This window comes from Luteibacter sp. CQ10, from assembly GCF_040900725.1.
Lineage (GTDB): Bacteria > Pseudomonadota > Gammaproteobacteria > Xanthomonadales > Rhodanobacteraceae > Luteibacter.
Genome location: NZ_JAEUYM010000001.1, coordinates 467,347 through 492,758 on the forward strand (window position 1 = coordinate 467,347; position 25,412 = coordinate 492,758).

Consider the following 25,412-nt stretch of genomic DNA (forward strand, 5'->3'; position numbering starts at 1 on the left):
GACATCCGCCCATGAATGCGATTCGCGCGCCCGAAAACGGCCAGTTTCACACCGTCGTCTTCGATGAACTGAAAAAAATCGATTATCCCGCGGAGCGCCTCGACGAGGCGCGCTTTTTTATCGAGGCCTTCTTCGAGCGGATCGCCCCGGCCGATTACGCGCTGCACGCGCCGGATCGCTGGGCGGCCCTGATCGCCGACCTGCTGGGCTTCATTCGCGAGCGCGCGCCGGGCCAGGCCAAGATGCGCGTGTACAACCCCGGCGTATCGGGCAGCCGCGCCGTGATCGAGGCCGTCACCGACGACATGCCGTTCCTGGTCGACACCGTGTCGATGGTGGCCGCGTCCCACGCCGACATCCACGCGATCATCCACCCGGTGGTGCCGGTGACGCGTTCGGCGGCCGGCGTGCTGGAACGCATCGGCAGCGGCCAGCCCGAGTCGGTGATGCGCTTCGAGATCGATCGCCTCGACGACGGCGAGCTGGAGACCCTGAAGGCCCATCTCGATACCGCGCTGTCCGACGTGCGCGAGGCCGTGACCGACTGGAAGGCCATGCGCGGCAAGATGCTGGAGGTGGCCGACGACCTCGCCAACCGGTCGCTGCCGTACACGGCCGACGAGGTGCAGGAGGCCACCGCGTTCCTGCGCTGGGTGGCCGACGAGCACTTCACCTTCATGGGCTACCGCGAATACGAAGTGGCGGCGGGCGAGGGCGACGACGTCCTCAAGACCGTCGAAGGCTCGGGCCTGGGCATCCTGCGCACCGCCGAGCGGTCGCTGGCGCCGCGTTCGCTGCGTACCCTCGTGGCCTCCGAACTGCCGCGTTCGGGCTCCACCGACGCCATCATCCTCACCAAGACCAATGCCCGTTCGCCGATCCATCGCGCGGGCTACATGGATTACATCGGCGTCCTCAAGTTCGACGACAAGGGCCGTCCGGTGGCCGAACAGCGCTTCCTCGGGCTGTTCTCCTCCAACGCCTACATGGCCCACCCGCAGCACGTGCCGCTGGTGCGCGACAAGTGCGAGGCCGTGATGGCCCGTTCGGGCCTCAAGCGCGATTCCTACTCGGGCAAGTCGCTCCGCCACATCCTCGACACGCTGCCGCGCGACGAGCTGTTCCAGTGCAGCACCGACGAACTCTACGCGCTGGCCGTCGGCCTGCTCGAACTGGCCCAGCGCACGCGCACGCGCCTGTTCATCCGCCGCGACAGCTACGGCCGCTTCTTCTCGTGCCTGGTGTACATTCCGCGCGACCGCTTCAACACCACCGTGCGCGAGCGCGTGGAGGGCGTGTTGCGCGAGGCGTTCCACGGCGAACACGTCGACTCGGCCGTGCTGATGGGCGAGGCCGCGCTGGTGCGCCTGCACGTGGTGGTGCGCCCGCGCATCGGCGATCACCCCGTATACGACGCCGTCGCGATGGAAACGCAGATCGCCTCGATCGCGCGCAACTGGTACGACGAACTTCGCGACCGCCTCATCGAATCGATGGGCGAGCAGCAGGGCATCATCCTCGCCAATCGCTACGGCAAGGCGCTGCCCGCCGGTTACGTCGACGAGGTGTCGCCGCAGGTGGCCGCCGCCGACGTGAAGTCGCTGGCCGGGCTCGACGGCCCCGACGCCGTCAGCATGTCGTTCTACCATCCGCCTCATCGCCCGGAAGAGCTGCGCTTCAAGGTCTACCGCTCCGGCTCGGACATCGCGCTTTCCGAAGTGCTGCCGCAGCTGGAAAACCTCGGCCTGCGCGTGCTCACCGAGCACATGTACGAAGTGAAGCTCGCCGACGGGTCGCTCTACATCCAGGATTTCGAAGTACAGCCGGTCGGCCGCCTCGCCTTCGAGGTGGAGCAGGTCGGTACCCTCTTCGAAGACGCCTTCGAACAGATCTGGCGCGGCAACGCCGAGAACGACGGCTTCAACCGCCTCGTGCTCGGCGCCAAGCTCGACTGGCGCCAGGTGGCCGTGCTGCGCGGCTACTGCAAATACCTGCTGCAGACGGGCGTCGCGTTCTCCCAGGCCTACATGGAAGACGCGCTCAACCGTTATCCGGCCATCGCCGGTCTCATCATCGAGCTGTTCAACGCGCGCTTCGACCCACGCCGCGAAAGCCTCGACGAGAAGGAGCGCGCCTACGCCGAGGGCATGCTCTCGCACGAGATGCACGCGCTGATCGACGCCGATACGCTGGCGGCCCACCCGGGTCTGGTCGACCACCTGGTGGCCGTGCTGTCGCGTCCGCGCGCCGAACAGGCCGAGGTGATCGAGAAGACCATCGACACGCTGCTCGACAACGTGTCCAGCCTCGACGAAGACCGCATCCTGCGCAGCTTCATCTCGCTGGTGCACGCCACGCTGCGCACCAGCTTCTACCAGAGGTGGGACGGCGCGTTCCGCGCGTACGTGGCCTTCAAGTTCGACTCGCACAAGGTGCCCGAACTCGCCAAGCCGGTGCCGTTCCGGGAGATCTTCGTCTACGCGCCGCGCGTGGAGGGCATCCACCTGCGCTTCGGTCCGGTCGCCCGTGGCGGCCTGCGCTGGTCCGATCGCCGCGAGGATTTCCGTACCGAAGTGCTCGGCCTGGTGAAGGCGCAGATGGTGAAGAACACCGTCATCGTGCCCGTCGGCTCCAAGGGCGGTTTCTTCGTGAAGCGTCCGCCGGTGGGCGGCGATCGTGACGCGCAGCTGGCCGAGGGCATCGCGTGCTATCGCATGTTCATCAACGGCCTGCTCGACATCACCGACAACCTCGTCGAGGGCAAGGTGGTGCCGCCGCACGACGTGGTGCGCCACGATAACGACGACCCGTACCTCGTGGTGGCCGCCGACAAGGGCACGGCCACGTTCTCCGACATCGCCAACGCGATTTCCACCGAACACGGCTTCTGGCTCGACGACGCCTTCGCGTCCGGCGGCTCGAACGGCTACGACCACAAGGGCATGGGCATCACGGCCAAGGGTGCCTGGGAGTCGGTCAAGCGCCACTTCCGCGCGCTGGGTCGCGACAGCCAGACGCAGGACTTCACCGTGGTCGGCATCGGCGACATGTCCGGCGACGTGTTCGGCAACGGCATGCTGCTCTCCGAACACATCCGCCTGCTGGCCGCATTCGACCATCGGCACATCTTCCTCGACCCGAACCCGGACGCGGCCAAGACCTTCGCCGAGCGCCAGCGCATGTTCGCGCTGCCGCGTTCGTCGTGGGACGACTACGACAAGTCGCTGATCTCCGCCGGCGGCGGCGTGTATCCGCGCAGCGCCAAGTCGATTCCGGTGTCGCCGGAAGTGCGCGCGGCGCTGGGCATCCGCTCCGATGCCGCGCACATGGCGCCGAACGACCTGCTCTCGGCCATCCTGAAGGCGCCGGTCGACCTGCTGTGGAACGGCGGCATCGGCACCTACGTGAAGGCCACGAGCGAAACGCACGCCGACGTGGGCGACCGCGCCAACAACGGCCTGCGCGTCAACGGCAACGAACTGCGCTGCAAGATCGTCGGCGAGGGCGGCAATCTCGGCATGACCCAGAAGGGACGCATCGAGGCGGGTCAGGCGGGCGTGCTGCTGAATACCGACTTCATCGACAACTCCGCGGGCGTGGACACCTCCGATCACGAGGTGAACATCAAGATCCTGCTCAACGACGCCGTGCAGCGCGGCGAGCTCACCTTCGAAGGCCGCAACAAGCAGCTGGCCGAGATGACCGACGAAGTCGGCCGTCTCGTGTTGTGGGACAACTACCGGCAGAACCAGGCCATCACCCTCATGGAGCACCAGTCGGTGCGCCGCCTGGGATCGATGGCGCATTTCATCAGCACGCTGGAAGCCGAAGGCCTGCTCGATCGCCAGGTCGAATCGCTGCCCACGCCGGCCGAACTGGCCGAGCGCAAGCAGAAGGGCCTGGGCCTGACGCGTGCCGAGCTGTCGGTGCTGCTCTCGTACGACAAGATCCGCCTCTTCCAGCAGTTGCTCGATTCCGACGTGCCGGAAGATCCGTACCTGTCGCGTGAGCTGGTGCGCTACTTCCCCGTGCCGCTGCACGAGAAGTACGCCGAGCACATGCAGCGCCATCGCCTGAAGCGCGAGATCATCGCCACCGCGGTGACCAACTCGACGATCAACCGCATGGGCGCCACCTTCATGATGCGCATGCAGGAAGACACCGGCCAGGGGCCCGCCGCCATCGCCAAGGCCTACACCGCCGCCCGCGAGATCCTCGACGCGCGCGAGCTGTGGGCCGAGATCGAGGCGCTCGACGGCACCGTGGCCGAAGACACCCAGATCGACGCGATCCTGCAGATCTGGTCGCTGCTGCGCCATCTCACCCGCTGGCTGCTCAACCGTCCGGGCGGCACGCTGGACATCGCCGCCAACGTCGATCGCTACGCCGCCGAGGTGACGGTGCTTCGCGAGGCGTTGCCCGGGGCCCTCACCGACACCGGTCGCGGCGATTTCGCCGCCAGCCAGGAGAAGTGGGAAGGGTTCGGCCTGCCCGAGACGCTGGCCGTCCGCCTCGCCCGCATTCCGGTGTTGCGCGCGGCGCTCGACATGGTCGAGGTATCCAGGCAGAGCGGCAAGAGCATGGCCGCCGTCGCGAAGGTGTTCTACGAGCTGGCCGAAGCGCTCGACCTCGAGTGGTTGCGTGGCCAGATCGAGGCGCTGCCCGTGGAAGGTGCATGGCATGCCCAGGCCCGCGGTTCGCTGCTGGACGAACTCAACGCCCAGCATCGCGCCCTGGCGCTGCAGGTGCTCGCCGTGGCGGGCGACCGTTCCGACGTGTCGCCGGTGCAGGCGTGGCTCGAGCGCGACGACGCCACGCTCAAGTACACCCGGGCGATGCTGGCGGAAATCCTCACCCAGAACGCGGACTACCCGATCGCCTCGGTCGCCGTCCGCCGCCTGGCGCAGCTGGCCCAGATTCCGGTCTGAGGCCGCTTGATTCGCCGATACGATCGGCTCCCACCCCTTCGGTAGCCAGGTTGCGACAAGCCTGCCATCGAAGGGGTGGGAGCCGATCGCATCGGTGATCCCTCACCGAGTCGCAACCTCCCATCGCCGCTGAAGCGGCTCCTACCAAGCGGGGGCGCGGCATCATGCAGGCGTCGTCTTTGCTCGGCAGGAGCCGATTCATCGGCGAAGCGGCTCCTATCGAGCGGGGTGCTCTATCCGACAGGTGTTCGAGCGGATAAGCTCCAACGCTGGATCAGGAAGTCACCTCCATGCGCCTAGCCTTCGTCGCCAGCGAAACCGAAGTCGCCCAACGCGCCCGCGCGGCGCTCGACAAACGCTATGGCGGCGTGGAGCCCGGTGAGGCCGACATCATCGTGTCCCTCGGCGGCGACGGCTTCATGCTGCGTACGCTGCATGCCTACCGTTCGCTCGGCGTGCCTTTCTATGGCATGAAGCTCGGCCGTATCGGTTTCCTCATGAACCGCCACGCCATCGACGGCCTCGCCGAGCGCGTGGAGCGGGCCCATCCCGCCGTGCTCCATCCGCTGGAAATGCACTGCACCTGCCGCGACGGCATGGAGCACCGCGCCATCGCCTTCAACGAAGTGGCGATGCTGCGCCAGAGCAACCAGGCCGCGCACCTGCAGGTTCGGCTCAACGGCGAAGTAAAGCTGGAAGAACTGGTCTGCGACGGCATCCTGCTCAGCACGCCGGCGGGTTCCACCGCCTACAACCTCTCCGCGCATGGCCCGATCCTGCCGCTGGACGCCAACGTGCTGGCGCTTACGCCGATCAGCCCGTTCCGCCCCCGTCGCTGGCGCGGTGCGATCCTGCCGCATGCCACCAAGGTGGCGTTCGATACGAAAGATCCGAACAAGCGGCCGATCAGCGCCACGGCCGATTTCCACGAGGTGCGCGACGTGCGCACGGTGGAGATCCGCCAGGCGCGCCGCAGCTCCGTGCGCCTGCTGTTCGATCCGGAACACAACCTGCAGCAGCGGATTCTCGACGAACAATTCGCTCCGTAGGGTTCGCCGATGCGATCGGCTCCCACCCCTTCGGTAGGCAGGTCACCGCGGCTCGTCTACGGGGCGAGGAAGCCGTGGCCCCGACGATGTACGATGCCCACAGCAAGCATCGAGCGGACCACCCCATGACCACCCCCGAGACCAACGCCCACGCCGCGTCCTCCGCGAACGACAACCGCCTCGTCGTGGCCATTTCCTCGCGGGCGCTGTTCGACATGGAAAGCAGCCACGAACTGTTCGAGCGCGACGGCCTCGACGCCTACCGTGCCTACCAGATCGAGCACGAGAACGAACTGCTGAAGCCCGGCGTCGCCTTTCCGCTGGTGCAGAAGCTGCTGGGCCTCAACAAGCTCTCGGCCGACCTTCCGGCGGTGGAAGTGATCCTGCTGTCGCGCAACTCCGGCGACACGGGCCTGCGCATTTTCAATGCCATCCAGCACTACAAGCTGGGCATTTCACGTGCCGCCTTCACCAGTGGCGCCCCCACGTCCGACTACATCGCGCCGTTCAAGGCCGACCTGTTCCTGTCCGCCAACGCGGAGGACGTGGGCCGTGCGCTACGTGCCGGCGTCGCGGCCGCGACGATCCTGCCCTCGACGGCCCCACCGCGTTCCACCGAGCAGTTGCGCATCGCCTTCGACGGCGATGCGGTGATCTTCGGCGACGAAGGCGAGCGGGTGTCGAAAGAGCAAGGCCTCGAAGCGTTTCACCAGAACGAATCCGACCTCTGGGCCGAGCCGCTGTCGGGTGGCCCCTTCCGCGGTTTCCTTTCGGCGCTGCATCGCCTCCAGGCGGCGTTCCCGGCGGAAACGGCGCCGATCCGCACGGCCCTGGTCACCGCCCGTTCCGCCCCGGCGCACAAGCGCGTGATCCTCACGCTGCGCCGCTGGGGCGTGCGCATCGACGAGGCGTTGTTCCTCGGCGGGCGGGACAAGGGGCCGTTCCTCGACGCCTTCGGAGCGGACATCTTCTTCGACGATTCCCCGGCCAACGTGGAATCGGCGCGCCGTGTGGTCGCCACCGGCCACGTGCCGCACGGTGTTTCCAACGCCTGATCGCCGATACATCGGCTCCTGCCAAGCAGATCGCACGCCCGCCACGCCCGGCTCGGTAGGAGCCGATTCATCGGCGATGGCAAGGTTGCCTCAGACGATATTCGTCCACCGCCACCACTGCGTTTTCTTCTCCTCGCGCACGAACGTGAAGAGGCCGGCCCCGAGGATCATCACGATCCCGATCAGCATCGGCCAGTCCAGGTGGTCGTGGAACAGCAGGTAGCCGAACAGGATCGCCCACAGCATCTGGCTGTACTGCGTGGGTGCCACGCGATTGGCCGGTGCGTTCTGCGTGGCGAGCATGAGCAGCACCGCGCCCGCGGCGGCCAGGAGGCCGTAGCCCAGCACCAGGAACCACTGGTGCCAGGTGGGCCAGACGAAGTGCGGCAGCATCATCACGAAGCCCGCGATCATCGGCCCGACCACGCCGGCGCCATACAGCGTGATGCGTTTCTCGGAGGCGCCCGCCATGCGCAGGGCGATGATCGACAGCGCGCCGGTGATGCCGCAGATGATCGCCGCGACATGCCCCGTGCCCAGGTGCCGGAATCCGGGGCGCAACACCACCAGCACGCCGAGGAAGCCCACCACCACGGCCGACCAGCGCCGCCAGCCCACGTGCTCGCGCAGGAACACCACCGAGAGGATGGTGACGAAGATCGGCAGCAGGAAGATCAGCGAGAACGCCTCGGCCATGGGCAGCGCGGTGAAGGCCATCACGGCGGTGACGTTGCCGATGGCGCCGGCGGTGGCGCGCAGCAGCCAGAGGCCGGGCAGCTTCGAGACCACCACCTCGCTCCAGCGGTCGCCCGGTTTCTTCAGGAAGGGCAGGGCCGCCAGGGCCAGCACGGCGCCGAAGAACACCGCCTCGTAGGCGGGCAGGGTGCCCTCGAGCGACTTCACGAAGGCGTCGCTCCACGCATAGGCCGCGTAGCAGGCGAAGCCGAGGAGCACGCCTTTGAACATGGGGAATTCCGGGACGGGGAGGGTGGCCCATTATGGGCCGGTTTGCTGCGCCCCGGCATGACCAGCCCGAGGGCGGGCCGCTACAATCGGGGACTTTCCGGCAGCCCGTCCCAGAGTCCCCTCGCATGGCCCATCGTCTCGATCCGCTCGACCTCTACGACATCCGTTCGCTGCTCACCGAAGAAGAGCGCATGGTGCAGGACACCGTCGGCCGCTTCGTCGACGAAAAGGTGCTGCCGATCATCGGCGACTGCTTCGACCAGGGCCGTTTCCCGGCTGAATTGGTGCCCGAGATCGCCTCGCTGGGCCTGCTGGGCGCCACCCTGCCCGAGGAATACGGCTGCGCCGGCATGAACGGCGTGAGCTATGGCCTGATCTGCCAGGAACTGGAGCGCGGCGATTCCGGCCTGCGCAGCTTCGCCTCGGTGCAGAGCTCGCTGTGCATGTATCCCATCTTCGCCTACGGCTCCGAAGAGCAGAAGCGCGAATGGCTGCCGCGCATGGCGGCGGGCGAGGTGATCGGCTGCTTCGGCCTCACCGAGCCGCACGGCGGCTCCGACCCGGCCAACATGAAGACCGTGGCCCGCAAGGATGGCGGCGACTGGGTGATCAACGGCGCCAAGATGTGGATCACCAACGGCAACCTGGCCCATATCGCCATCGTCTGGGCGCAGACCGACGACGGCATCCAGGGCTTCATCGTGCCCACGGACACCCAGGGCTTCGCCGCGCAGGAAGTACACAAGAAGATGAGCCTGCGCGCCTCGGTCACCTCGGGGCTGTTCTTCGACGACGTGCGCGTGCCCGACAGCGCGCGGCTGCCCAACGTGAAGGGCCTCAAGGGCCCACTGGGCTGCCTCACCCAGGCCCGTTACGGCATCACCTGGGGCCCGATCGGCGCCGCGCAGGCCTGCCTCAAGGAAGTGCTCGACTACACCGCCGGCCGCATCCTGTTCGGCCGTCCGCTGGCCGCCAACCAGGCGGTGCAGCTGAAGATGGCCGACATGGCCCGCCGTATCACCACGGCGCAACTGCTCTCGCTGCAGCTCGGTCGCCTGAAGGACGCCGGCCACATGCAGCCCACGCAGGTGTCGCTGGCCAAGTGGAACAACGTGCGCATGGCCATCGACATCGCGCGCGATTGCCGCGACATTCTCGGCGGCGCCGGCATCACCACCGAGCACTCGGCCATCCGCCACGCGCTCAATCTCGAATCGGTCATCACCTACGAGGGTACCGAGACGGTGCACCAGCTCGTGGTGGGGCGCGAACTGACCGGCATCAACGCGTTCTGAAGGATCGCCGATGCACGGCCCGATCATCGAGACCGACCGCCTGATCCTGCGGCCCACGGCGCCGGAAGACTTCGACGCCTGGGCCGAATGCCTTGCCGATCCCGTCGTGACGAAGTTCCTCGGCGGCCCGCAGCCGCGCGCGCTGGCCTGGCGCAACTTCATGACCATGGGCGGCAGCTGGAGCCTCCTGGGTTTCGGCATGTTCTCGGTGATCGAGCGTTCCTCGGGGCGCTGGATGGGCCGGCTCGGCCCCTGGGAACCCGAGGGCTGGCCGGGCCACGAGATCGGCTGGGGCCTGGTACGCGAGAGCTGGGGCAAGGGCTACGCCACCGAGGGCGCGGCCGCATCGATGGACTGGGCTTTCGACAACCTCGGCTGGACCGACGTGATCCACTCGATCAACCCCGACAACCTCGCCTCCATCGCGGTGGCGAAGAAACTCGGCTCCACGTTGCTCGGCCCGGGGGAGTTACCCGCGCCCTTCGCCGGCGACCGCGTCGACCTGTGGGGCCAGACCCGCGAGCGGTGGAAAGCCCGTCGCTGATTCGTCCGCCTTCGAGGAATGCGTCGATGTTCACCGTATACGGCATGCGCTCGTCCGGCAATTGCTACAAACTGCAATGCCTGCTCGACATGCTCGGCAAGCCCTATCGCTGGGTCGACGTCGACAGCGCGCACGGCGAAACGCGTACGCCCGAATTTCTGGCGCTGAACCCCAACGGCAAGGTGCCGCTGCTGGTGCTCGACGACGGCCGTCGCCTGTCCGAATCCAATGCCATCCTCTGCTATCTGGCCGAAGACACGCCGTATCTTCCCGCCGATCCGTGGAAGCGTGCCATCACCCTGCAATGGATGTTCTTCGAACAGTACACGCACGAGCCCGCGGTAGCCGTGGCGCGCTTCATTCGCCTGTGGTTGCCGGAAGGGCACGCTCGCCACGCCGAGATGCCGCAACTGCTCGACAAGGGCGGCAAGGCGCTCGACGTGATGGAAGACGCGCTCGCGCGCGAGGCGTTCTTCAGCGGCGGCGCGTTCGGCGTGGCCGACATCGCCCTGTTCGCCTATACGCATTGCGCACCCGACGGCGGCTTCGACCTCTCGCGCTGGCCGCGCATCGTGGCCTGGCTCGAGCGCGTGCGCGCGCAGCCGGGCTTTCGCCCCATGCACACCTGATTTCTTTTACGGAAGTTCGTCCATGTCCGTTCCGCATCCCATCGCCGCCCGCCACAAGGGCTTCAACCGCGCCGAGATCGTCGACCAGAATTTCGTCGAGTTCGTGCAGTTCTGGCAGGGGGACGTCGCCCGCGCGCCGCGCGACGACGAGCCCGTGTTGCCGGGCAGCGCGCTCGATGCCCGCGGCTTTCGCGAGCTGCTGGAGTCGCAGCTGATCAGTCGGCACCTCGACCTGATGGCGCGCGTGCTGCGCGTGCAGAACAAGGTGTTCTACACCATCGGTTCCTCGGGCCACGAAGGCAACGCCATGGTGGCGCGGCTCACGCGGCACACCGACCCGGCCTTCCTGCATTACCGCAGCGGTGGCTTCATGGCCGAGCGTTTCCGCAAGCTGCCGGGCATGGATCCGATCATGGACTCGGCGCTGTCCTTCGCGGCCAGCGCCGAGGATCCGGCCTCCGGCGGTCGCCACAAGGTATGGGGCAGCAAGCCGTTGTGGGTGCTGCCGCAGACCTCCACCATCGCCTCGCACCTGCCCAAGGCGCTGGGTACGGCCATCGCCATCGAGCAGGGCAGGCGCATCGGCCATGCGCTGCCGATTCCCGGGGATTCGATCGCGATCTGCTCGTTCGGCGACGCCTCGTCCAATCACGCCACCGCGCAGACCGCCTTCAACGCGGCCGCATGGACGGCGTACCAGAAGCTGCCCGCGCCGGTGCTCTTCGTCTGCGAAGACAACGGCATCGGCATCTCGGTAAAGACACCGGGGGGCTGGGTGGCGAGCAATTTCCAGCAACGCGCCAACCTCGATTATTTCTATGCCGACGGCCTCGACCTGGCCGGTGGCTACGCGGGCGTGCAGCGCGCCGTCGAGCATTGCCGCACCACGCGTCGCCCGACCTTCCTGCACCTGAACACCACGCGCGTGATGGGGCATGCGGGCACCGACTTCGAGATCGAATGGCGTTCGGTGGAAGAGCTGGTGGCGCTGGAGGCCACCGACCCGTTGTTGCGCAGCGCCACCATCGCGCTCGCCTCGGGCCTCTACGACCGCGACAGCCTGCTCAACCTCTACAACGACATCCGCAGGCGTTGTTTCGCCGCCGCCGACGAAGCCGATCGCACGCCGAAGCTCACCCGCCTCGCCGACGTGATGGCACCGCTCGCGCCGTATTCGCCCGAGGCCGTGCGCGCGGAAGCCGAGCGCAAGGGCGACGTGGCGGAACGCGAGCGCGCTTTCGGTGGCGCGGAGAAATTGCCCGAGAAACAGCCCGCGCGCCACCTCGCCGTCCAGATCGGCCAGGCGCTGCACGAGCTGATGGCGAAATACCCGGAAAGCCTGCTGTTCGGCGAAGACGTGGCGCAGAAGGGCGGCGTGTACACGGTGACGAAGGGGCTGCATAAGGCGTTCCGCAACGCGCGCGTGTTCAACACGCTGCTCGACGAGACGATGATCCTCGGCCTGGCCCAGGGCTACGCCAACATGGGCATGCTGCCGCTGCCCGAGATCCAGTACCTGGCGTACTTCCACAATGCCTGCGACCAGATCCGCGGCGAAGCGGCGTCGCTGCAGTTCTTCTCCAACGGGCAGTATCGCAACCCCATGCTGATGCGCGTGGCGTCGCTGGGCTACCAGCGTGGCTTCGGCGGACACTTCCACAACGACAACTCGATCACCGCGCTGCGCGACATCCCCGGGCTGGTGGTGGGTTGCCCGAGTCGTGGCGACGACGCGGCGACCATGCTGCGCACGATGGCGGCGCTGGCGAAGGTGGACGGGCGCGTGGTCGCGTTCCTCGAGCCGATCGCGCTGTACATGACCAAGGACCTGTACGAGCCAGGCGACGGGCAGTGGCAGTTCCATTACCCCGAGCCAGGGCAGGCGATGCCTTTGGGCGAGGGGCGCGTGTACCACGAGGCGGCCGACGACCTGGTGATCTTCACCTTCGGCAACGGCGTGCCGATGAGCCTGCGCGCGGCGCGGCGCATCGAACAGGCGCAGGGCTGGAACGTGCGCGTGGTCGACCTGCGCTGGCTGGTGCCGCTCAACGACGGCTTCATCGCCGCGCAGGCGGCGTCGGCGAAGCGCGTGCTGGTGGTGGACGAAGGACGCAAGAGCGCGGGCGTGGGGGAGGGCGTGATCACGGCTATCGTCGAGGCGGGGCTGGGAGGCCTGCCGATCCGTCGCGTGGTGGGTGCCGATACGTTTACGCCACTGGCGGGGGCGGCTTTCCTTGTGTTGCCCGGTGACGACGACATCGTGGCGGCCGCCGCCGAGCTGGCGTAGTCCGCCGATACGATCGGCTCCCACCCCTTCGGTAAAGACGTCGCTACCGAAGGGGTGGGAGCCGATCGTATCGGCGAACGTGTTGCGATGGCGTCAGGCGGGCACCGGCGCCGCGATGCCCCCGAACCGCTCCAGCAACTGCGTCTGCGCATCCCGCACCGGCTGCCCCGCACCCGGCTGCAACAACGTGTAGCTCCCGTCCGGCTGCTGCAGCCATGCCGAATGATTGTCGGTGAGGTAGTAATCCAGCTCCTTGCGCACCCGCTGCTTGAGCTTCTTGCCCTCGATGGGAAAGCACGTCTCCACGCGGCGATCCAGGTTGCGCTCCATCATGTCCGCGCTGGCGAGGTAGAGATCGGGATCGCCGTCGTTGTGGAACCAGTACACGCGGCTATGCTCCAGGAACCGCCCCACGACCGAGCGCACGCGGATGTTCTGCGACACGCCGGGAATACCCGCGCGCAGGCAGCACATGCCGCGGACGATCAGCTCGATCTTCACGCCCGCCTGGCTGGCGCGGTAAAGCGCGCGGATCATCTTCGGGTCGGTCACCGCGTTCAACTTGCAGACGATCTCCGCTTTCTTCCCCGCGGCGGCATGGGCCGCCTCGCGGGCGATGAGGTCGAGGAGGGTCTTCTTCAGCGTGAACGGCGCATACAGCATGCGCTTCATCTTCAACGCCTTGCCCATGCCGGTGAGCAGGCGGAACAGGCGATGCACGTCGTCGCACAACGCTTCGTCGGAGGTCAGCAGGCTGTAGTCGGTATACAGGCGCGCGTTGCCCGAATGGTAGTTGCCCGTGCCAAGGTGCGCATAAGCCACCAGCTTGCCGTGTTCACGGCGCTGCACGTAGGCCAGCTTGGCGTGCGTCTTCACGCCTACCACGCCGTAAGTCACCACGGCACCGGCCTGCTGCAGGCGCGAGGCCAGGGTGAGGTTGGATTCCTCGTCGAAGCGGGCGCGCACCTCGACCACGGCAGTGACCTCCTTGCCCGCTCGCGCGGCTTCCACCAGCGCATCGACGATTTCCGAGTTGGCACCGCTGCGATACAGCGTCTGCTTGATGGTGAGCACCTGCGGGTCTTTCGCCGACTGGCGCAGGAAGTCGACCACGGGCGAGAACGATTCGAACGGGTGGTAGAGCAGGATGTCCTGCTTGCCGATCACCGCGAACATGTCTTCCGCCTCGGCCAGCACCTTGGGCAAGGCGGGCACGAAGGTGGGGAACTGGAGTTTGGCGTACTCCGGCTTCAAGGTCATCTCGAACAGCCGGGCGAGGTTCACCGGCCCGTTCACCTCGTAGAGCGAATCGGCGTCGAGCGCGAACTGCTTCAGCAGGTAATCGACCAGCGGCTTCGGGCAATTGTCGGCCACCTCCAGGCGCACGGCGTCGCCGTAACGGCGCGAGAACAGTTCGCCGCGCAACGTGCGCGCGAGGTCTTCCACGTCTTCCGGGTCGATCGAGAGGTCGGCGTTGCGGGTGAGGCGGAACTGGTACGAACCCAGCACGCGCATGCCCGGGAAGAGGTCGTCGGCATGCGCATGGATGATCGACGACAGCAGCACGTAGTTGTCGCCGTCTTCGCACACCTCGGCCGGCAGGCGGATGATGCGCGGCAGGATGCGAGGCGCCGGCACGATGGCCAGGCCCGAGTCGCGACCGAAGGCGTCGGTGCCCTCCAGTTGCACGATGAAGTTGAGGCTCTTGTTGACCAGCCGGGGAAACGGGTGGGTGGGGTCCAGGCCGATCGGCGTGATCAGCGGCGCCACCTCGTGGCGGAAATAGCGGCGGATCCAGAGCTTTTGCTTGTGCGACCACTGGTTGCGACGCACGATGCGGATGCCCTCGGCATCCAGCGCGGGGAGGATCTTCTCGTTGAGGATCCGGTACTGCCGCTCGATCTGGCGGTGGGCGATCTCGGCGATCTCGGCCAGCACGCGGCGCGGCGGGATGCCGTCGGCGCCGATCACTTCGTGGTCGAAGGCGATCTGCTGCTTGAGGCCCGCCACGCGGATCTCGAAGAACTCGTCCATGTTCGACGAGAAGATGAGCAGAAATTTCAGTCGTTCAATCAAAGGCTTGGATTCGTCCAAGGCCTGGTCGAGCACGCGGATGTTGAACTGCAGCTGCGACAGTTCCCGGTGGACATACAGCGCCGGGTCGTTGAGGTCGGGGCCGGTAGCCTCGGGAGCGGGCGACGGTTTCGCGGCGGTACTCTTCGGCGTGACGGTCGGTTCGGTGGGCGGCGTCATCGTATCCAGGGTTGCGGTCCTCGTCGCGGTTCGCGACGCCCTGATGGTACGCCGCCGAGGGAGCTTATGACCGGGCTTTTACGCTGGCGTGACACGGCATCCTTCCGGACGGCAAGGGGCCGTTCAAGAACGGAACGACCCGCACACACGCGGTATCACACGTCTTGCCGAAACCGTATTTCGACGTTTTGGACATGGAATGCCTTCATGAGCTCCACATCCGCCGCGCCGTAACAGGTGATGTGGACGAATACGCCTTTTTGCTGCGTCAGCATGTCCCTGAACTCGCGGGAGTCGATGTCCGCGTAATTCTTGACGGTCGCATTCCAACCGTTCCGCTCGGCCATGCTTGCCACCTTGTCGAAGAACTTTCGCTCAGTGCCGATCCTGCTCCCGTCGGGCAGCCAGTTCATTCCGTTGGGTCTTCCGTGTGCTCCGGCCAAAAGGGTCAGCGTCTGGTCTTTGAAGGTCTTTTCCAGCTGTTTTACCAGTGGATTCAGAAAAGCCATGGTGACACTGCTGCCCGAAACGACATGATGCCCCCCGACGTCGTTGTCGAATACTCGCCATTTGGGTACCAGTTGCTGCCTGGCAAAGTACCGGCTCCTGCCGGGATCATCGAAAAAGGGATTCTTTGCGGCGATGATGGTGACGGTCCGTTGATCCGAGCGAAACACGGTCGTAGCCCTTGCGCCCTTTTCATACGGCCATAGTATTGCGTACTGGCCGCCAAGAATGTCGACCTTCCCCCGCTTCGAGGGCGATCGTACTTTCCCATCGAGACTAAGGACATAGTCTTCGACAACTTTCCGACTGTTGTTGTAAAGGTCCTGCATCGACCCGCTGCTCGACAACGCGCTTAGGCTTTCGGTTGAACTGCCGGCGACCGCGGATGATGTCGGCATCGCGAAGTCGTAGGTCATATTGGGTTTTGCAACGCCTTGCCGGGGGGAGAGGGTCATCTCACCCAAGGTATGGATGAACCATCCGACCCAGCTCTGCCCCTCGGGGTCGACGCGCCCGATCGGGTCGCCGCCGCAATAGGCATAGCGGTTTACCCCCCCGGCATCGAAAGGACTAAGGGCGTCCGGGCTTGGGAAACGGCGCAGGATCGGGCTGTAGATGCGCTGGCCGAGCATGTACCAGCCGACGGATGGCTCGACGATGCCGCCGGCGTACCCCGCGCGCCTTTTCGATACGGTGGCTGTTGCCTCGCCGTACGCCCCGTAAACGCATGTTTCGACGACCATGACGCTTCCTCCTTGAAACCCCGGATCGACGATAAGGCGTTCGGAAGATGGGGGCCACTGCGAAGATGGCGCGAATTCGGAATGACGCCGTTAAATTCGCCGGACCGGCCCTGGGCGACCCGCTGACACGCCCAGGTGGTACACCGCCGTATCGGATGCGTTGAGCAGACTCAACAGGTAGCCGTCCACGGCACTGAAACAAAAGCCCAGGACGATGTCTTTCTCCTGGCGGGTGTCGCCGAAAATTTCGGTCATTCTGCTGAAGTGGGTTTGGCCCACGTCGTGCAGGATGACGTCGTTGTACTGCCCGAGTCGTCTGGCGTCTTCGTTGAAAAACCGGCGAGCCGAGCCCACGCGCATGCCTTTCTTGTTGTAGTTGTTCGCGTTGAACTTGCCGTGGGTGCCGGTGATGAGGTGGATAGGGACGTTTCTGGCGATGTCGCGATGGTCGTCGCGGATCTGCCGGACGCGTTCAGCGACTTCGTCCGCGTCGACGACGGCGTCCGTCACGTGTGCCCTCGTGTTGCCGAACTCGACGACGCGCCACGATGGCCTGATGCGGACGGCATTTCCGCTCGCGTCGCGGATGATCCTGTCGGGTATCTGGCTCTCGACCGCCTCTACACCTTTGAATACCTGGACCTGGTGCTGCTCGTCGACCGAGCGGAACGTCAGCGGCTGGCCGGGAACGTCGGCCTTTCCGAGGTGCACGATGGGAGGCGCCGGCTCGCCTCTCATCAGCGCACGAAAAGCCCTTCGGGAATTCTTGACGCGATCGAGAGGGGATGCCGTCTGCAACGTCGCATTCAGTACGGCCATCATCAGGGAGGGTGAGGCGGGTTGTGTCGCGAACACGCCTACATGGGGCAGCATGTCGAGAAAGGTCGATCCGTCGGGATCGGTCCGGTTGATCGGATCGCCACCGCAATAGGCATAGCGGTTGATGCCGCCGGCATCGAAGGGGCTGACCGAATCAGGGGCGAGGAAACGCCGGTGCAGCACGCTGTACGGGCGCTGGCCGAGGAGATGCCAACCCGTGCCCCCTTCCGCCAGCTGACCGGTGTAGCCCGTCCTCGCCTGTGCCGCGGAGCGGGAAGGGTGCCCATACGCCGCGTAGATCGGCTGCGAAGCCATCATTATGTTCCGTTCCTTGGATCCGTCGCCATCCTAATTTGTCGCGAAAATCCGGGCCAGTATCGAGATGGCGCGAATTCGGAAACGGTGGGCGATCGCCGTTCATCCTTGGCGAGTTGGCTGGCGCGGGAGCTAGATCACTTGCGGCTCGGTTTCCAGCGTCACGCCGAACCTCGCTTCGACGCCTCCCATGACTTTCCGCGCGAACGCCCAAAGCTCCAGGCCGCTTGCCTTGCCGTGGTTGACGAGCACCAGCGCGTGGCGATTCGACATGCCCGCGTCGCCGTCACGATGGCCCTTGAACCCGGCGGCTTCGATAAGCCACGCGGCGGAGATCTTCGCCGTACCCCCCGCATGGGGCCATACCGGTAGTCCCGGATGGGCGAGGGCGAGCGCATCGGCCTTCGCCGCCGAGACGATGGGATTCTTGAAGAAGCTTCCCGCGTTGCCGATGACGGCCGGGTCGGGGAGCTTGCGCGAACGCAAACGTACGACTGCTTCGGCCACGTGATACGGCGTAGCGCGCACCACGCCCATTTTTTCCACTTCCTCGCGAATGCCCGCGTAATCGAGCGACAGCGGCCGCTCACGGGGCAGGGCGAAGGTGACCGCCACCACGATCCAGCGCCCGGCCTGTTGCTTGAAGCTGGAGTGGCGATACGAGAACGCGCACTCGGCCTTGTCGAGCACCACGAATTCGTTCTTGTGCGTGTCCCAGGCTTCCACGGTATCGATGAACTCCGACACCTCGACGCCATACGCACCGATGTTCTGGATGGGCGAGGCGCCGACGGTGCCGGGAATGAGGATCAGGTTTTCCAACCCCGCATAGCCCTGGCCCAGCGACCAGCGCACGAAATCGTCCCAGCGTTCGCCGGCGGCCACCCGGATCAATACGCGATCGTCGCGTTGGAAGGTTTCCACGCCACGGTTGGCCATGGCGAGCACGGTGCCGTCGATGTCACCCTTGATGAGCAGGTTGCTGCCCTCGCCCAGCACCAGCAGCGGGCCGCTCTTCACGGCGGGGTAGGCCAGCAGTTCGGGGATCTTCGTGACGTCGTGCACTTCAGCCAACAGCTTCGCGCGCGCGTTCACGCGCAGCGTATTTCGCGAGCCGAGCGGCGCGTCGGAAGCGAGGGTGAAGCCGCCCATGTCGACGGGCGCGTTGTTGAGGGTCATGCGAGGATTCCGCGGCGGCGGATTTCGGCCACCGCTTCGTTGATGAGCTTGGGGCCGCGATAGACGAGGCCGGAATACACCTGCACCAGCGAGGCGCCGGATTGGAGCTTTTCGGCGGCGGCGTCGCCGTCGAGGATGCCACCCACGCCGACGATGGGGAGACGATCGCCCACGCGCGCCTTCATGCCGCGCAATACGGCGGTGGATTTGTCGAACAAGGGTTTGCCCGAAAGGCCGCCCGCTTCACCGGCATGCGGATCGCCGGTCACCCTGTCGCGGTCGACCGTGGTGTTGGTGCAGATCACGCCGTCGATGCCGGAGGCGACCAGCACCTCGGCGATGGCGTCGAGTTCGGTCTCGGACAGATCGGGGGCGATCTTCAGCAGCATCGGTTTGCGCTTGCCGTGCTTGCTGGCCAGGCGCTCCTGCGCGTCGCGCAGGGTGCCGATGAAGCGGCGCAGCGTTTCCTCTTCCTGCAGGTCGCGCAGGCCCTGGGTATTGGGCGAGGAAATGTTCACCGTGACGTAGCTGGCGAGCGGATACGCGCGCTCCAGGCACAGCAGGTAGTCGTCGGTGGCCCGCTCGTTGGGCGTGTCCTTGTTCTTGCCGATGTTGATGCCGAGCACGCCCCTGAACGAAGCCTTTTCGACGTTGCGCACCAGCGCATCGATGCCGCCGTTGTTGAAGCCCAGGCGGTTGATGATGGCCTGGTGGTTCGGCAGGCGGAACATGCGCGGCTTGTCGTTGCCGGGCTGCGGGCGGGGCGTGACGGTGCCGATCTCGACGAAGCCGAAGCCCATGGCGGCGAGGCCGTCCAGGTGCTCGCCGTTCTTGTCCAGGCCGGCGGCGAGGCCCACGGGATTCGGAAAGCGCAGGCCGAAGACGGTGACCGGAAGATCGGCGGGGGGCTTGTTGATGAGGCCGGACAGGTTGCTGCGCCAGGCCACGTCGGATGCGTAGAGCGTGAGACCGTGCGCCGTTTCGGCGTCGAGGGCGAACAGCAGGGGGCGGATCAGGTCGTACATCAGGCGTCCGGGCGCCCCGCGAAAACGCGGGTGTCGTAGTCGAAATCGATGAATCCGCCGTCTTGCGTCGCATCGAACAGCGAGCGCAGGGCGGCGAGCATGGGTTCGTGGTTGGGATGACCGGGCTTGGGCATGTAGGACGAGGACAGGGTGCGGCCGAGCAGTCCGTCGTGATCGAGTTTCTGGCCGTGCGGGATCGAGGTCATGCCGCGATAGCCCTTGCCGAACCAGGCGGCCATGGCGTCGTCGCTGGCATAGCGCTCGGAGACGCCGACGTAGTCCACGCCGTATTCGTGCAGCAGGCGCTCGTAGCCTTCGAGGAACGGCGTGCCGGCCAGGCGTCGCGAGTTCCAGAACACGGCGACGAGGCCATGCGGCGAGAGCACGCGAAGGAATTCGGCGCGGACTTTCTCCCTGTCGAACCAATGGAAGGCTTGCGCCACGGTGACCAGGTCCACGACGCCCCCGTCGAGCCCGGTGGCCTCGGCACTGCCGTCGACGGCGGCGAAGCGATCTTCGCCGCCGAGCCAGCGTACCGCCGCCTCGCGCATCGCGGCGTTGGGTTCGACCGCCGTGACCCGATGGCCCGCGTCGAGGAACAGCTTCGACGAGATGCCGGTACCGGCGCCGATGTCGGCGACGGCCCAGTGCGGCGTGACGCCGAGGCCGTGCAGCCAGTCGACCAGCGCCCGGGGATAATCCGGCCGGTAGCGGACGTAGTCCTCCACGCGGTCGGAGAAGCGGTCCTTGGGGCGCAGGTCGTTCATGGCGTTATCCGTGTCAGAACTCGAACTTGATGCCTTGGGCCAGCGGCAGCGCGTCGGAGTAATTGATGGTGTTGGTCTGTCGGCGCATGTAGGCCTTCCAGGCGTCGGAGCCCGATTCGCGACCGCCGCCGGTGTCCTTCTCGCCGCCGAAGGCGCCGCCGATTTCCGCACCCGACGTGCCGATGTTCACGTTGGCGATGCCACAGTCCGACCCGGCCGCCGACAGATACTGCTCGGCCGCCTTGAGGTCCTGCGTGAAGATCGCCGACGACAGGCCCTGCGGCACGCCGTTCTGCATGGCGATGGCTTCGTCGAGGGTGTCGAACGGCATCACGTAGAGGATGGGCGCGAAGGTTTCGGTCTGCACCACCTCGTCGTCGTTGGACAGGCCGGTGATGAGGGTGGGCAGCACGAAGTTGCCCTTGCGGTCGGTGAGCGCCTTGCCGCCCGTGCGCACGGTGCCGCCGGCCGCCTTGGCCTGCTCGATGGCGCCCAGGTAGGCCTCGACGGCTTCGGGGCTATTGAGCGGGCCCATGAGGGTGGTGGACAGCGTGGGATCGCCGATCTTCTGCTCGACCTGGCCATAGGCCTTCACGAGCGTATCGACCACCGCATCGTGGATCGACGAGTGCACCAGGACGCGGCGCGTGCTCGTGCAACGCTGGCCCGCGGTGCCGACGGCGCCGAAGACGATGGCGGGAATCGCCAGCTTCAGGTCGGCGGTCTTGTCGAGAATGATGGCGTTGTTGCCGCCCAGCTCCAGCAGGCTGCGGCCCATGCGGCGGGCCACACGCTCGCCCACCGCCCGGCCCACCTTGGTGGAGCCGGTGAAGCTGATGAGCGGAACGCGCTTGTCGTCCACGAAGGCCTGGGCCAGCTCGGTGCCGGCGTCGTTGAACAGGAAGAAAATGTCCGGGAAACCGGCATCCTTCAGCGCCTCGTTGCAGATCTTCATCGTGGCGATGGCCGAGAGCGGGGTCTTCGGCGAGGGCTTCCAGATGCAGATGTTGCCGCAGATGGCGGCGAGGAAGGCGTTCCAGCTCCATACCGCGACGGGGAAGTTGAACGCGCTGACGATGCCGACGATGCCCAGCGGATGCCACTGCTCGTACATGCGATGACCCGGGCGTTCCGAGTGCATGGTGTAGCCGTAAAGCATGCGGCTTTGGCCCACCGCGAAATCGGCGATGTCGATCATTTCCTGCACTTCGCCGTCGCCTTCGGGCTTGATCTTGCCCATTTCCAGCGCTACCAGCGAACCGAGGGCGTCCTTGTGCTTGCGCAGCGCCTCACCGCACAGGCGCACGGCCTCGCCACGGCGGGGGGCCGGGGTGTTGCGCCATATCGTGAAGGCTTCCTGGGCGCGCTGCACGATCGTTTCATAGTCGGCGGCGCTGGACGCCTGCACCGTGGCGATCACCTCGCCCGTGGCGGGATTCGTCGGCGACAGCGTGCCGGCCCCGGACGTGGCGGCCCATTCGCCCCGGCCGAGGTAGGTGCCCGATTCGGTAGCCTGGAGGCCGAGCGCGGAGAGGATGGTGGCGGACATGACGGCTCCTTTGACGGCGCGCCGACGGGATGACCGCGCGCCAGGGTAAAACGCGGATTCTAGCAAAGGCCTCCTTCACGACCCGTTGTGCGGCGCGGGACGGATGTGGGCGAAACGTCACGGGCGAACCGCTCACCGCCGACCGCGCGATGACACCCGGCGAGGCAATCTCCGTCGTAAGTAGTTGCGCAGGCAGGAGATCGAGCATGACTCGCCTATACGAGATCCCGTATTACCCGGAAGACGGCCTGCGCTGGCCCGTTCGCGTGGATGGGCAAGTGATCGATTACTTCGCCTCCCGGTTCGAGGCGCTGCGGGCGGCCGTCAACCGGGCGGCCGGCGAGGGAGGCGATGCGAGCATCGGCGTGGAGGGCGCCGACGGCGTATGGAGGCCCTTCGGAAGCGATGCGAAGCGGCCGCTGGAGGCGACCTCGTCGGCGCGCAGGGTCTCCGTCGTCCGGTAGCGACGGTCTGCCGATGACCCGACGACCTTAGACCTCGTATACCTTGACCGAGGCCACGGCGTAATAGGCCATGAGGGCCCGGTCCGCCGCGCCAAAGCAATAGGCGTGCACGACGTGGGCGCGCCGCTCGGTCAATTGGAGGAAATCGAGCGAACCCATGTCGGCCACGTCGACGACGCCGACCTCGCTGGGGGCTCGTCGAGCCAGCCTGGCCATGACGCCGAGGTTGAGGCGATCCTGGACGTAGATCGGATGGTCCCGCCCCAGGCGTTTGCTTTGGGCCCAATTGAGCCCGGAAGGGCTGCCGTGGACGCCGGAAAGGACGGTCACCGGCAGATCGTCGTTCTTCTGCCCGATGACGCCCATGAGGGCTTTCAGCTGGACGGCATTGACGATGGTGTCCGCCGCGTAGTTGATGCCGCCGTTGCTATTGGGCAAGGCGTGCCATTCCGGCCGTACGCCGGCCTTCGAGGCGCCCCGGGAAGGCACCAGCCGATGGGGGATTTTCTTCGCGACCGCTCCCTCGCCCGCGTAATGCTTGATGCGCGACTTGCCTTCCCTGAATTCGTACACCGTCCGGGTGTATCCGGTCTTCTTCGTGACGCTGACGGGCTGGACGGGTCGTGGCGAAGAGGCCGCGAGCGACGCCATGCCCGGCGTGAGGGACGCCGTGGCATCCTGCGCGGCATCGCCGGTCGTTCGTCGAAGGAGATCGGCGATCCAGTCCCACCACGCGTTGCCGGTGGGATCGACACGGCCGATCGGATCCCCGCCGGCGTAGGCATGGCGATGGATGCCTCCCTCGTCGAATGGACTGAGCCGGTCGGGAGCCATGAACCGTCGCAACGCGGGGTGATAGGGACGATGTCCCAGCAGGTAGGCGCCTGTCCGCGGTTCGACCACCTGGCCGGCGTAGGCCGTCAGGGCATCGTGCGTCGCGAAGGCCCGGCCACCGTAGGCGTCGTAGGCATGGTGTCTCACAGCTCGTACACGCTGGCGACGGCGATGCCGAGTTTCTTCATGACGAGGTTGTCCGCCATGCTGAAGCAATAGGCATGCACGTGATGTCCGCGCCTGCGCATGCGCCGCTTCATCTCGCGCCGGCTCACGGCGGCGATATCTTCCACGGTCACCGAGTGATCCGACAGCAGTTCGTAGCCGAAGGCGTTGTTCCGATCGCTCGTGTGGAACGATACCGGCCCGCTACGGCGTACATCCTGGGTCCAGTTGTTGCCGTCGATCGAACCGTGGACACCGGAATAGATGTATATGTCGCTGCTTCCCTCGCCGTTCACGGCGTGTTGCCGGATCCTCGGCATGAGTTCGCGCAGGTCGAAGCCGAAGATTTCGCTGTCGGACACCCAGTGAATGGATTGCGGCTTTTCGATATGCGCGTAGTCCTGCCAGCGAGGCACGATGCTCACCTTGCCGTCGATCCGGCGCAGGCGATCGGCGGGAACGTAGCGAAGGCCCTTGTGCAGCAGGATGCCCGGCTCGGGCGCATGGCCGCCATGGGACGACCCGGCGCCTCGCTTGGGGGGCGAATGCCCCGCGCGGAAGCCGTGCCGTTGGCCCGGTATGGGGGCGATGTCCGAGGCCCGTCGCCGGGCGAGCCTGCCGCCGCCCTGCGTCGCCCGTGCTGTCGCCTCGTCCGTGGACGCCCTGGTGATGGATGACATGGCCGGCGCGGAGATCGTGGCCAGGACGTCATCCGTCGCGGAGGCAAGCCATGACCACCATGCGTTTCCCGTGGGATCGATGCGATTGACGGGGTCGCCGGCACAGTAGCCGTAACGGTTCACGCCACCGTGCGCCATCGGACTTTCCGGGTCCGGGCCAAGGAACCGGCGAAGCACAGGACTGTAGAACCGCTCGCCCAGCCGGTACCAGCCCGTATCGGCATCGCGATACTCGCCGGCGAAAGCGATATGCGCACCGAAGAAGCCGTCGTCTCCGCCGTAGGCACCGTAGCCATGGGCTCGCGCGCTCATAGACGGTCGAGTGCCCATTGCGTATCGAGCTGAAGCAGGTCGTCGGCGTAGTCGTCCTGCTGCCCATGGTGGGCCGGCGTCGGGAGCGGAACGGCGGGTGCATCGGGGTACATGCCGTAGGCGGTGTAGCCGACGGCCTGCATGACCTCTCCGGCCACGTTGCTTCGGTCCAGCCCGTAGTCATCGCGCGCGCGACCCGCGGAAGCGGGCGGCGAAGCGCTGGCCGACGTATCGGCCAGCGGCTCAGGGCGAATACGACGGCTGGTCGCCTCCGGCATCTCACGCATGCCGGTGGCGACCGTATCGTTCTTCGGCGTCGACGGCATACGGGACGAGGAGGGCGCGCGCGCACCACCGTGTCCCTTCGCCTTTCGGGCCACCTCGGACGACGCCCGGCGGGTACCGTCGACGATATCTCCGCCGGCGGCGGGCAGGGACCGCACGCGTGCCGACGTGGCACTCTTGCGTCCTGTCCGCTCCAGGCCCTTCTTTGCCGCTCGGGTAAGCGATTTGCCGACCTTGCCGATGGACGATGCCGCGCCCGTGCCGATGCTCAGCAAGCCCGTTCCCATCGCCACGTAACCTAGGATGTCCGCCAACGCGTTCTTCTTGGCGACGCTCGCCACGACCGAGCCCGCGTCGGCGACGATCGATACCGTGCTGACGGAGAGGGTCGCGACCAGCGCGGGCGTGATGCCGGACGCGACCGCGGCGGTGGCCAGGCCGGCCGTGGCCACCGTGGCGACGATCGTACCGACGATGCCCACGGCCAGGCCGAGCCATTTGACGAAACTCGCGCCATCGGGGTCGATACGATTGATCGGGTCGCCGGCGCAGTAGGCGTAGCGGTTCATTCCGCCACGATCGAACGGGCTTTCGCTGTCGGGCCCGAGGAAGCGGCGCAAGACCGGATGATAGACGCGGCCGCCCAGCAGGTACCAACCGGTGTCGCACTCGTTCAACTCGCCACCGTAGCCGGAACCTGCCGTGCCTCGATCGCGCTCTCCGTAGGCGCCGTAAGTGAGCATCGTGGTTCGCATGGCATCG

Annotated in this window: 19 protein-coding genes; 8 read left to right on the top strand and 11 right to left on the bottom strand. The window is 66.4% G+C overall.

What is annotated here, in order from left to right:
- Positions 1–11: 11 nt before the first annotated feature.
- The 3 genes from JNG39_RS02195 to JNG39_RS02205 all read left to right on the top strand — a co-directional run bounded on the left by JNG39_RS02195 (position 12) and on the right by JNG39_RS02205 (position 7,032).
- A complete protein-coding gene (locus tag JNG39_RS02195; protein ID WP_368309402.1) occupies positions 12–4,928 on the top strand; it encodes an NAD-glutamate dehydrogenase in 4,917 nt (1,638 codons plus the stop codon).
- A 290-nt stretch (positions 4,929–5,218) separates the two neighbouring features.
- Entirely contained in the window at positions 5,219–5,977 is a 759-nt protein-coding gene (locus tag JNG39_RS02200) for an NAD kinase (RefSeq protein ID WP_368309403.1), read from the top strand.
- 125 nt (positions 5,978–6,102) lie between these two features.
- Positions 6,103–7,032: a 5'-nucleotidase gene (locus tag JNG39_RS02205; protein ID WP_368309404.1), complete on the top strand. Its 930-nt coding sequence runs from the start codon at positions 6,103–6,105 to the stop codon at positions 7,030–7,032.
- A 90-nt stretch (positions 7,033–7,122) separates the two neighbouring features.
- Here JNG39_RS02205 and JNG39_RS02210 read toward each other — a convergent pair whose 3' ends face one another.
- On the bottom strand, positions 7,123–7,998 hold the full coding sequence (locus JNG39_RS02210; protein WP_247373968.1) for a DMT family transporter: 876 nt from the start codon (positions 7,996–7,998) through the stop codon (positions 7,123–7,125).
- Between the two features lie 125 nt (positions 7,999–8,123).
- On the opposite strand from JNG39_RS02210, the gene JNG39_RS02215 reads away from it, so the two are divergent.
- The 4 genes from JNG39_RS02215 to JNG39_RS02230 are packed head-to-tail and all read left to right on the top strand — an operon-like array spanning position 8,124 to position 12,753.
- On the top strand, positions 8,124–9,293 hold the full coding sequence (locus JNG39_RS02215) for an acyl-CoA dehydrogenase family protein (protein ID WP_368309406.1): 1,170 nt from the start codon (positions 8,124–8,126) through the stop codon (positions 9,291–9,293).
- Between the two features lie 10 nt (positions 9,294–9,303).
- Positions 9,304–9,837: a GNAT family N-acetyltransferase gene (locus JNG39_RS02220; protein ID WP_368309407.1), complete on the top strand. Its 534-nt coding sequence runs from the start codon at positions 9,304–9,306 to the stop codon at positions 9,835–9,837.
- 26 nt (positions 9,838–9,863) lie between these two features.
- A complete protein-coding gene (locus JNG39_RS02225; protein ID WP_368309408.1) occupies positions 9,864–10,466 on the top strand; it encodes a glutathione S-transferase family protein in 603 nt (200 codons plus the stop codon).
- Between the two features lie 22 nt (positions 10,467–10,488).
- Positions 10,489–12,753 carry a thiamine pyrophosphate-dependent enzyme gene (locus JNG39_RS02230; RefSeq protein WP_368309409.1) on the top strand — a complete coding sequence of 755 codons (2,265 nt, stop codon included), beginning with the start codon at positions 10,489–10,491 and terminating at the stop codon, positions 12,751–12,753.
- A gap of 93 nt (positions 12,754–12,846) precedes the next feature.
- Here JNG39_RS02230 and ppk1 read toward each other — a convergent pair whose 3' ends face one another.
- The 7 genes from ppk1 to JNG39_RS02265 all read right to left on the bottom strand — a co-directional run bounded on the left by ppk1 (position 12,847) and on the right by JNG39_RS02265 (position 21,910).
- The gene (ppk1, locus tag JNG39_RS02235; RefSeq protein ID WP_368309411.1) at positions 12,847–15,006 is read right to left on the bottom strand and encodes a polyphosphate kinase 1; all 2,160 of its coding nucleotides are present in this window, start codon (positions 15,004–15,006) and stop codon (positions 12,847–12,849) included.
- A 155-nt stretch (positions 15,007–15,161) separates the two neighbouring features.
- The gene (locus JNG39_RS02240; protein WP_368309413.1) at positions 15,162–16,256 is read right to left on the bottom strand and encodes an RHS repeat-associated core domain-containing protein; all 1,095 of its coding nucleotides are present in this window, start codon (positions 16,254–16,256) and stop codon (positions 15,162–15,164) included.
- Positions 16,257–16,346: 90 nt separating this feature from the next.
- Positions 16,347–17,393, bottom strand: a complete 1,047-nt coding sequence (locus JNG39_RS02245; protein ID WP_368309414.1) for an RHS repeat-associated core domain-containing protein — start codon at positions 17,391–17,393, stop codon at positions 16,347–16,349.
- A gap of 129 nt (positions 17,394–17,522) precedes the next feature.
- On the bottom strand, positions 17,523–18,542 hold the full coding sequence (gene murB, locus JNG39_RS02250; RefSeq protein ID WP_368310793.1) for a UDP-N-acetylmuramate dehydrogenase: 1,020 nt from the start codon (positions 18,540–18,542) through the stop codon (positions 17,523–17,525).
- Between the two features lie 23 nt (positions 18,543–18,565).
- Positions 18,566–19,594 carry a quinone-dependent dihydroorotate dehydrogenase gene (locus JNG39_RS02255; RefSeq protein WP_368309416.1) on the bottom strand — a complete coding sequence of 343 codons (1,029 nt, stop codon included), beginning with the start codon at positions 19,592–19,594 and terminating at the stop codon, positions 18,566–18,568.
- A complete protein-coding gene (locus JNG39_RS02260) occupies positions 19,594–20,361 on the bottom strand; it encodes a class I SAM-dependent methyltransferase (protein ID WP_368309418.1) in 768 nt (255 codons plus the stop codon). The genes JNG39_RS02255 and JNG39_RS02260 overlap by 1 nt, the downstream gene beginning before the upstream one ends.
- A 13-nt stretch (positions 20,362–20,374) precedes the next feature.
- Positions 20,375–21,910, bottom strand: coding sequence for an aldehyde dehydrogenase family protein (locus JNG39_RS02265; protein ID WP_368309419.1), 1,536 nt, complete (start codon positions 21,908–21,910; stop codon positions 20,375–20,377).
- 206 nt (positions 21,911–22,116) lie between these two features.
- Here JNG39_RS02265 and JNG39_RS02270 point away from each other — a divergent pair, with 206 nt between their 5' ends.
- Entirely contained in the window at positions 22,117–22,374 is a 258-nt protein-coding gene (locus tag JNG39_RS02270; RefSeq protein WP_368309420.1) for a hypothetical protein, read from the top strand.
- Between the two features lie 27 nt (positions 22,375–22,401).
- Here JNG39_RS02270 and JNG39_RS02275 read toward each other — a convergent pair whose 3' ends face one another.
- Genes JNG39_RS02275 through JNG39_RS02285 form a run of 3 tightly spaced genes read right to left on the bottom strand, consistent with a single transcriptional unit; the run spans position 22,402 to position 25,405 of the window.
- Complete coding sequence (locus JNG39_RS02275; RefSeq protein ID WP_368309421.1) at positions 22,402–23,355, bottom strand: RHS repeat-associated core domain-containing protein; 954 nt, start codon at positions 23,353–23,355, stop codon at positions 22,402–22,404.
- Entirely contained in the window at positions 23,352–24,365 is a 1,014-nt protein-coding gene (locus JNG39_RS02280) for an RHS repeat-associated core domain-containing protein (RefSeq protein WP_368309422.1), read from the bottom strand. Before JNG39_RS02280 ends, JNG39_RS02275 begins: the two co-directional genes overlap by 4 nt.
- Positions 24,362–25,405: an RHS repeat-associated core domain-containing protein gene (locus JNG39_RS02285; RefSeq protein ID WP_368309425.1), complete on the bottom strand. Its 1,044-nt coding sequence runs from the start codon at positions 25,403–25,405 to the stop codon at positions 24,362–24,364. The genes JNG39_RS02280 and JNG39_RS02285 overlap by 4 nt, the downstream gene beginning before the upstream one ends.
- Between the last annotated feature and the right edge of the window lie 7 nt (positions 25,406–25,412).

Excerpts from the sequence above, each read along its gene's own strand:
- JNG39_RS02195 (WP_368309402.1), top strand. The coding sequence starts at position 12 with ATGAATGCGATTCGCGCGCCCGAAAACGGCCAGTTTCACACCGTCGTC.
- JNG39_RS02200 (WP_368309403.1), top strand. The coding sequence starts at position 5,219 with ATGCGCCTAGCCTTCGTCGCCAGCGAAACCGAAGTCGCCCAACGCGCC.
- JNG39_RS02205 (WP_368309404.1), top strand. The coding sequence starts at position 6,103 with ATGACCACCCCCGAGACCAACGCCCACGCCGCGTCCTCCGCGAACGAC.
- JNG39_RS02210 (WP_247373968.1), bottom strand. The coding sequence starts at position 7,998 with ATGTTCAAAGGCGTGCTCCTCGGCTTCGCCTGCTACGCGGCCTATGCG.
- JNG39_RS02215 (WP_368309406.1), top strand. The coding sequence starts at position 8,124 with ATGGCCCATCGTCTCGATCCGCTCGACCTCTACGACATCCGTTCGCTG.
- JNG39_RS02220 (WP_368309407.1), top strand. The coding sequence starts at position 9,304 with ATGCACGGCCCGATCATCGAGACCGACCGCCTGATCCTGCGGCCCACG.
- JNG39_RS02225 (WP_368309408.1), top strand. The coding sequence starts at position 9,864 with ATGTTCACCGTATACGGCATGCGCTCGTCCGGCAATTGCTACAAACTG.
- JNG39_RS02230 (WP_368309409.1), top strand. The coding sequence starts at position 10,489 with ATGTCCGTTCCGCATCCCATCGCCGCCCGCCACAAGGGCTTCAACCGC.
- ppk1 (WP_368309411.1), bottom strand. The coding sequence starts at position 15,006 with ATGACGCCGCCCACCGAACCGACCGTCACGCCGAAGAGTACCGCCGCG.
- JNG39_RS02240 (WP_368309413.1), bottom strand. The coding sequence starts at position 16,256 with ATGGTCGTCGAAACATGCGTTTACGGGGCGTACGGCGAGGCAACAGCC.
- JNG39_RS02245 (WP_368309414.1), bottom strand. The coding sequence starts at position 17,393 with ATGATGGCTTCGCAGCCGATCTACGCGGCGTATGGGCACCCTTCCCGC.
- murB (WP_368310793.1), bottom strand. The coding sequence starts at position 18,542 with ATGGGCGGCTTCACCCTCGCTTCCGACGCGCCGCTCGGCTCGCGAAAT.
- JNG39_RS02255 (WP_368309416.1), bottom strand. The coding sequence starts at position 19,594 with ATGTACGACCTGATCCGCCCCCTGCTGTTCGCCCTCGACGCCGAAACG.
- JNG39_RS02260 (WP_368309418.1), bottom strand. The coding sequence starts at position 20,361 with ATGAACGACCTGCGCCCCAAGGACCGCTTCTCCGACCGCGTGGAGGAC.
- JNG39_RS02265 (WP_368309419.1), bottom strand. The coding sequence starts at position 21,910 with ATGTCCGCCACCATCCTCTCCGCGCTCGGCCTCCAGGCTACCGAATCG.
- JNG39_RS02270 (WP_368309420.1), top strand. The coding sequence starts at position 22,117 with ATGACTCGCCTATACGAGATCCCGTATTACCCGGAAGACGGCCTGCGC.
- JNG39_RS02280 (WP_368309422.1), bottom strand. The coding sequence starts at position 24,365 with ATGAGCGCGCGAGCCCATGGCTACGGTGCCTACGGCGGAGACGACGGC.
- JNG39_RS02285 (WP_368309425.1), bottom strand. The coding sequence starts at position 25,405 with ATGCGAACCACGATGCTCACTTACGGCGCCTACGGAGAGCGCGATCGA.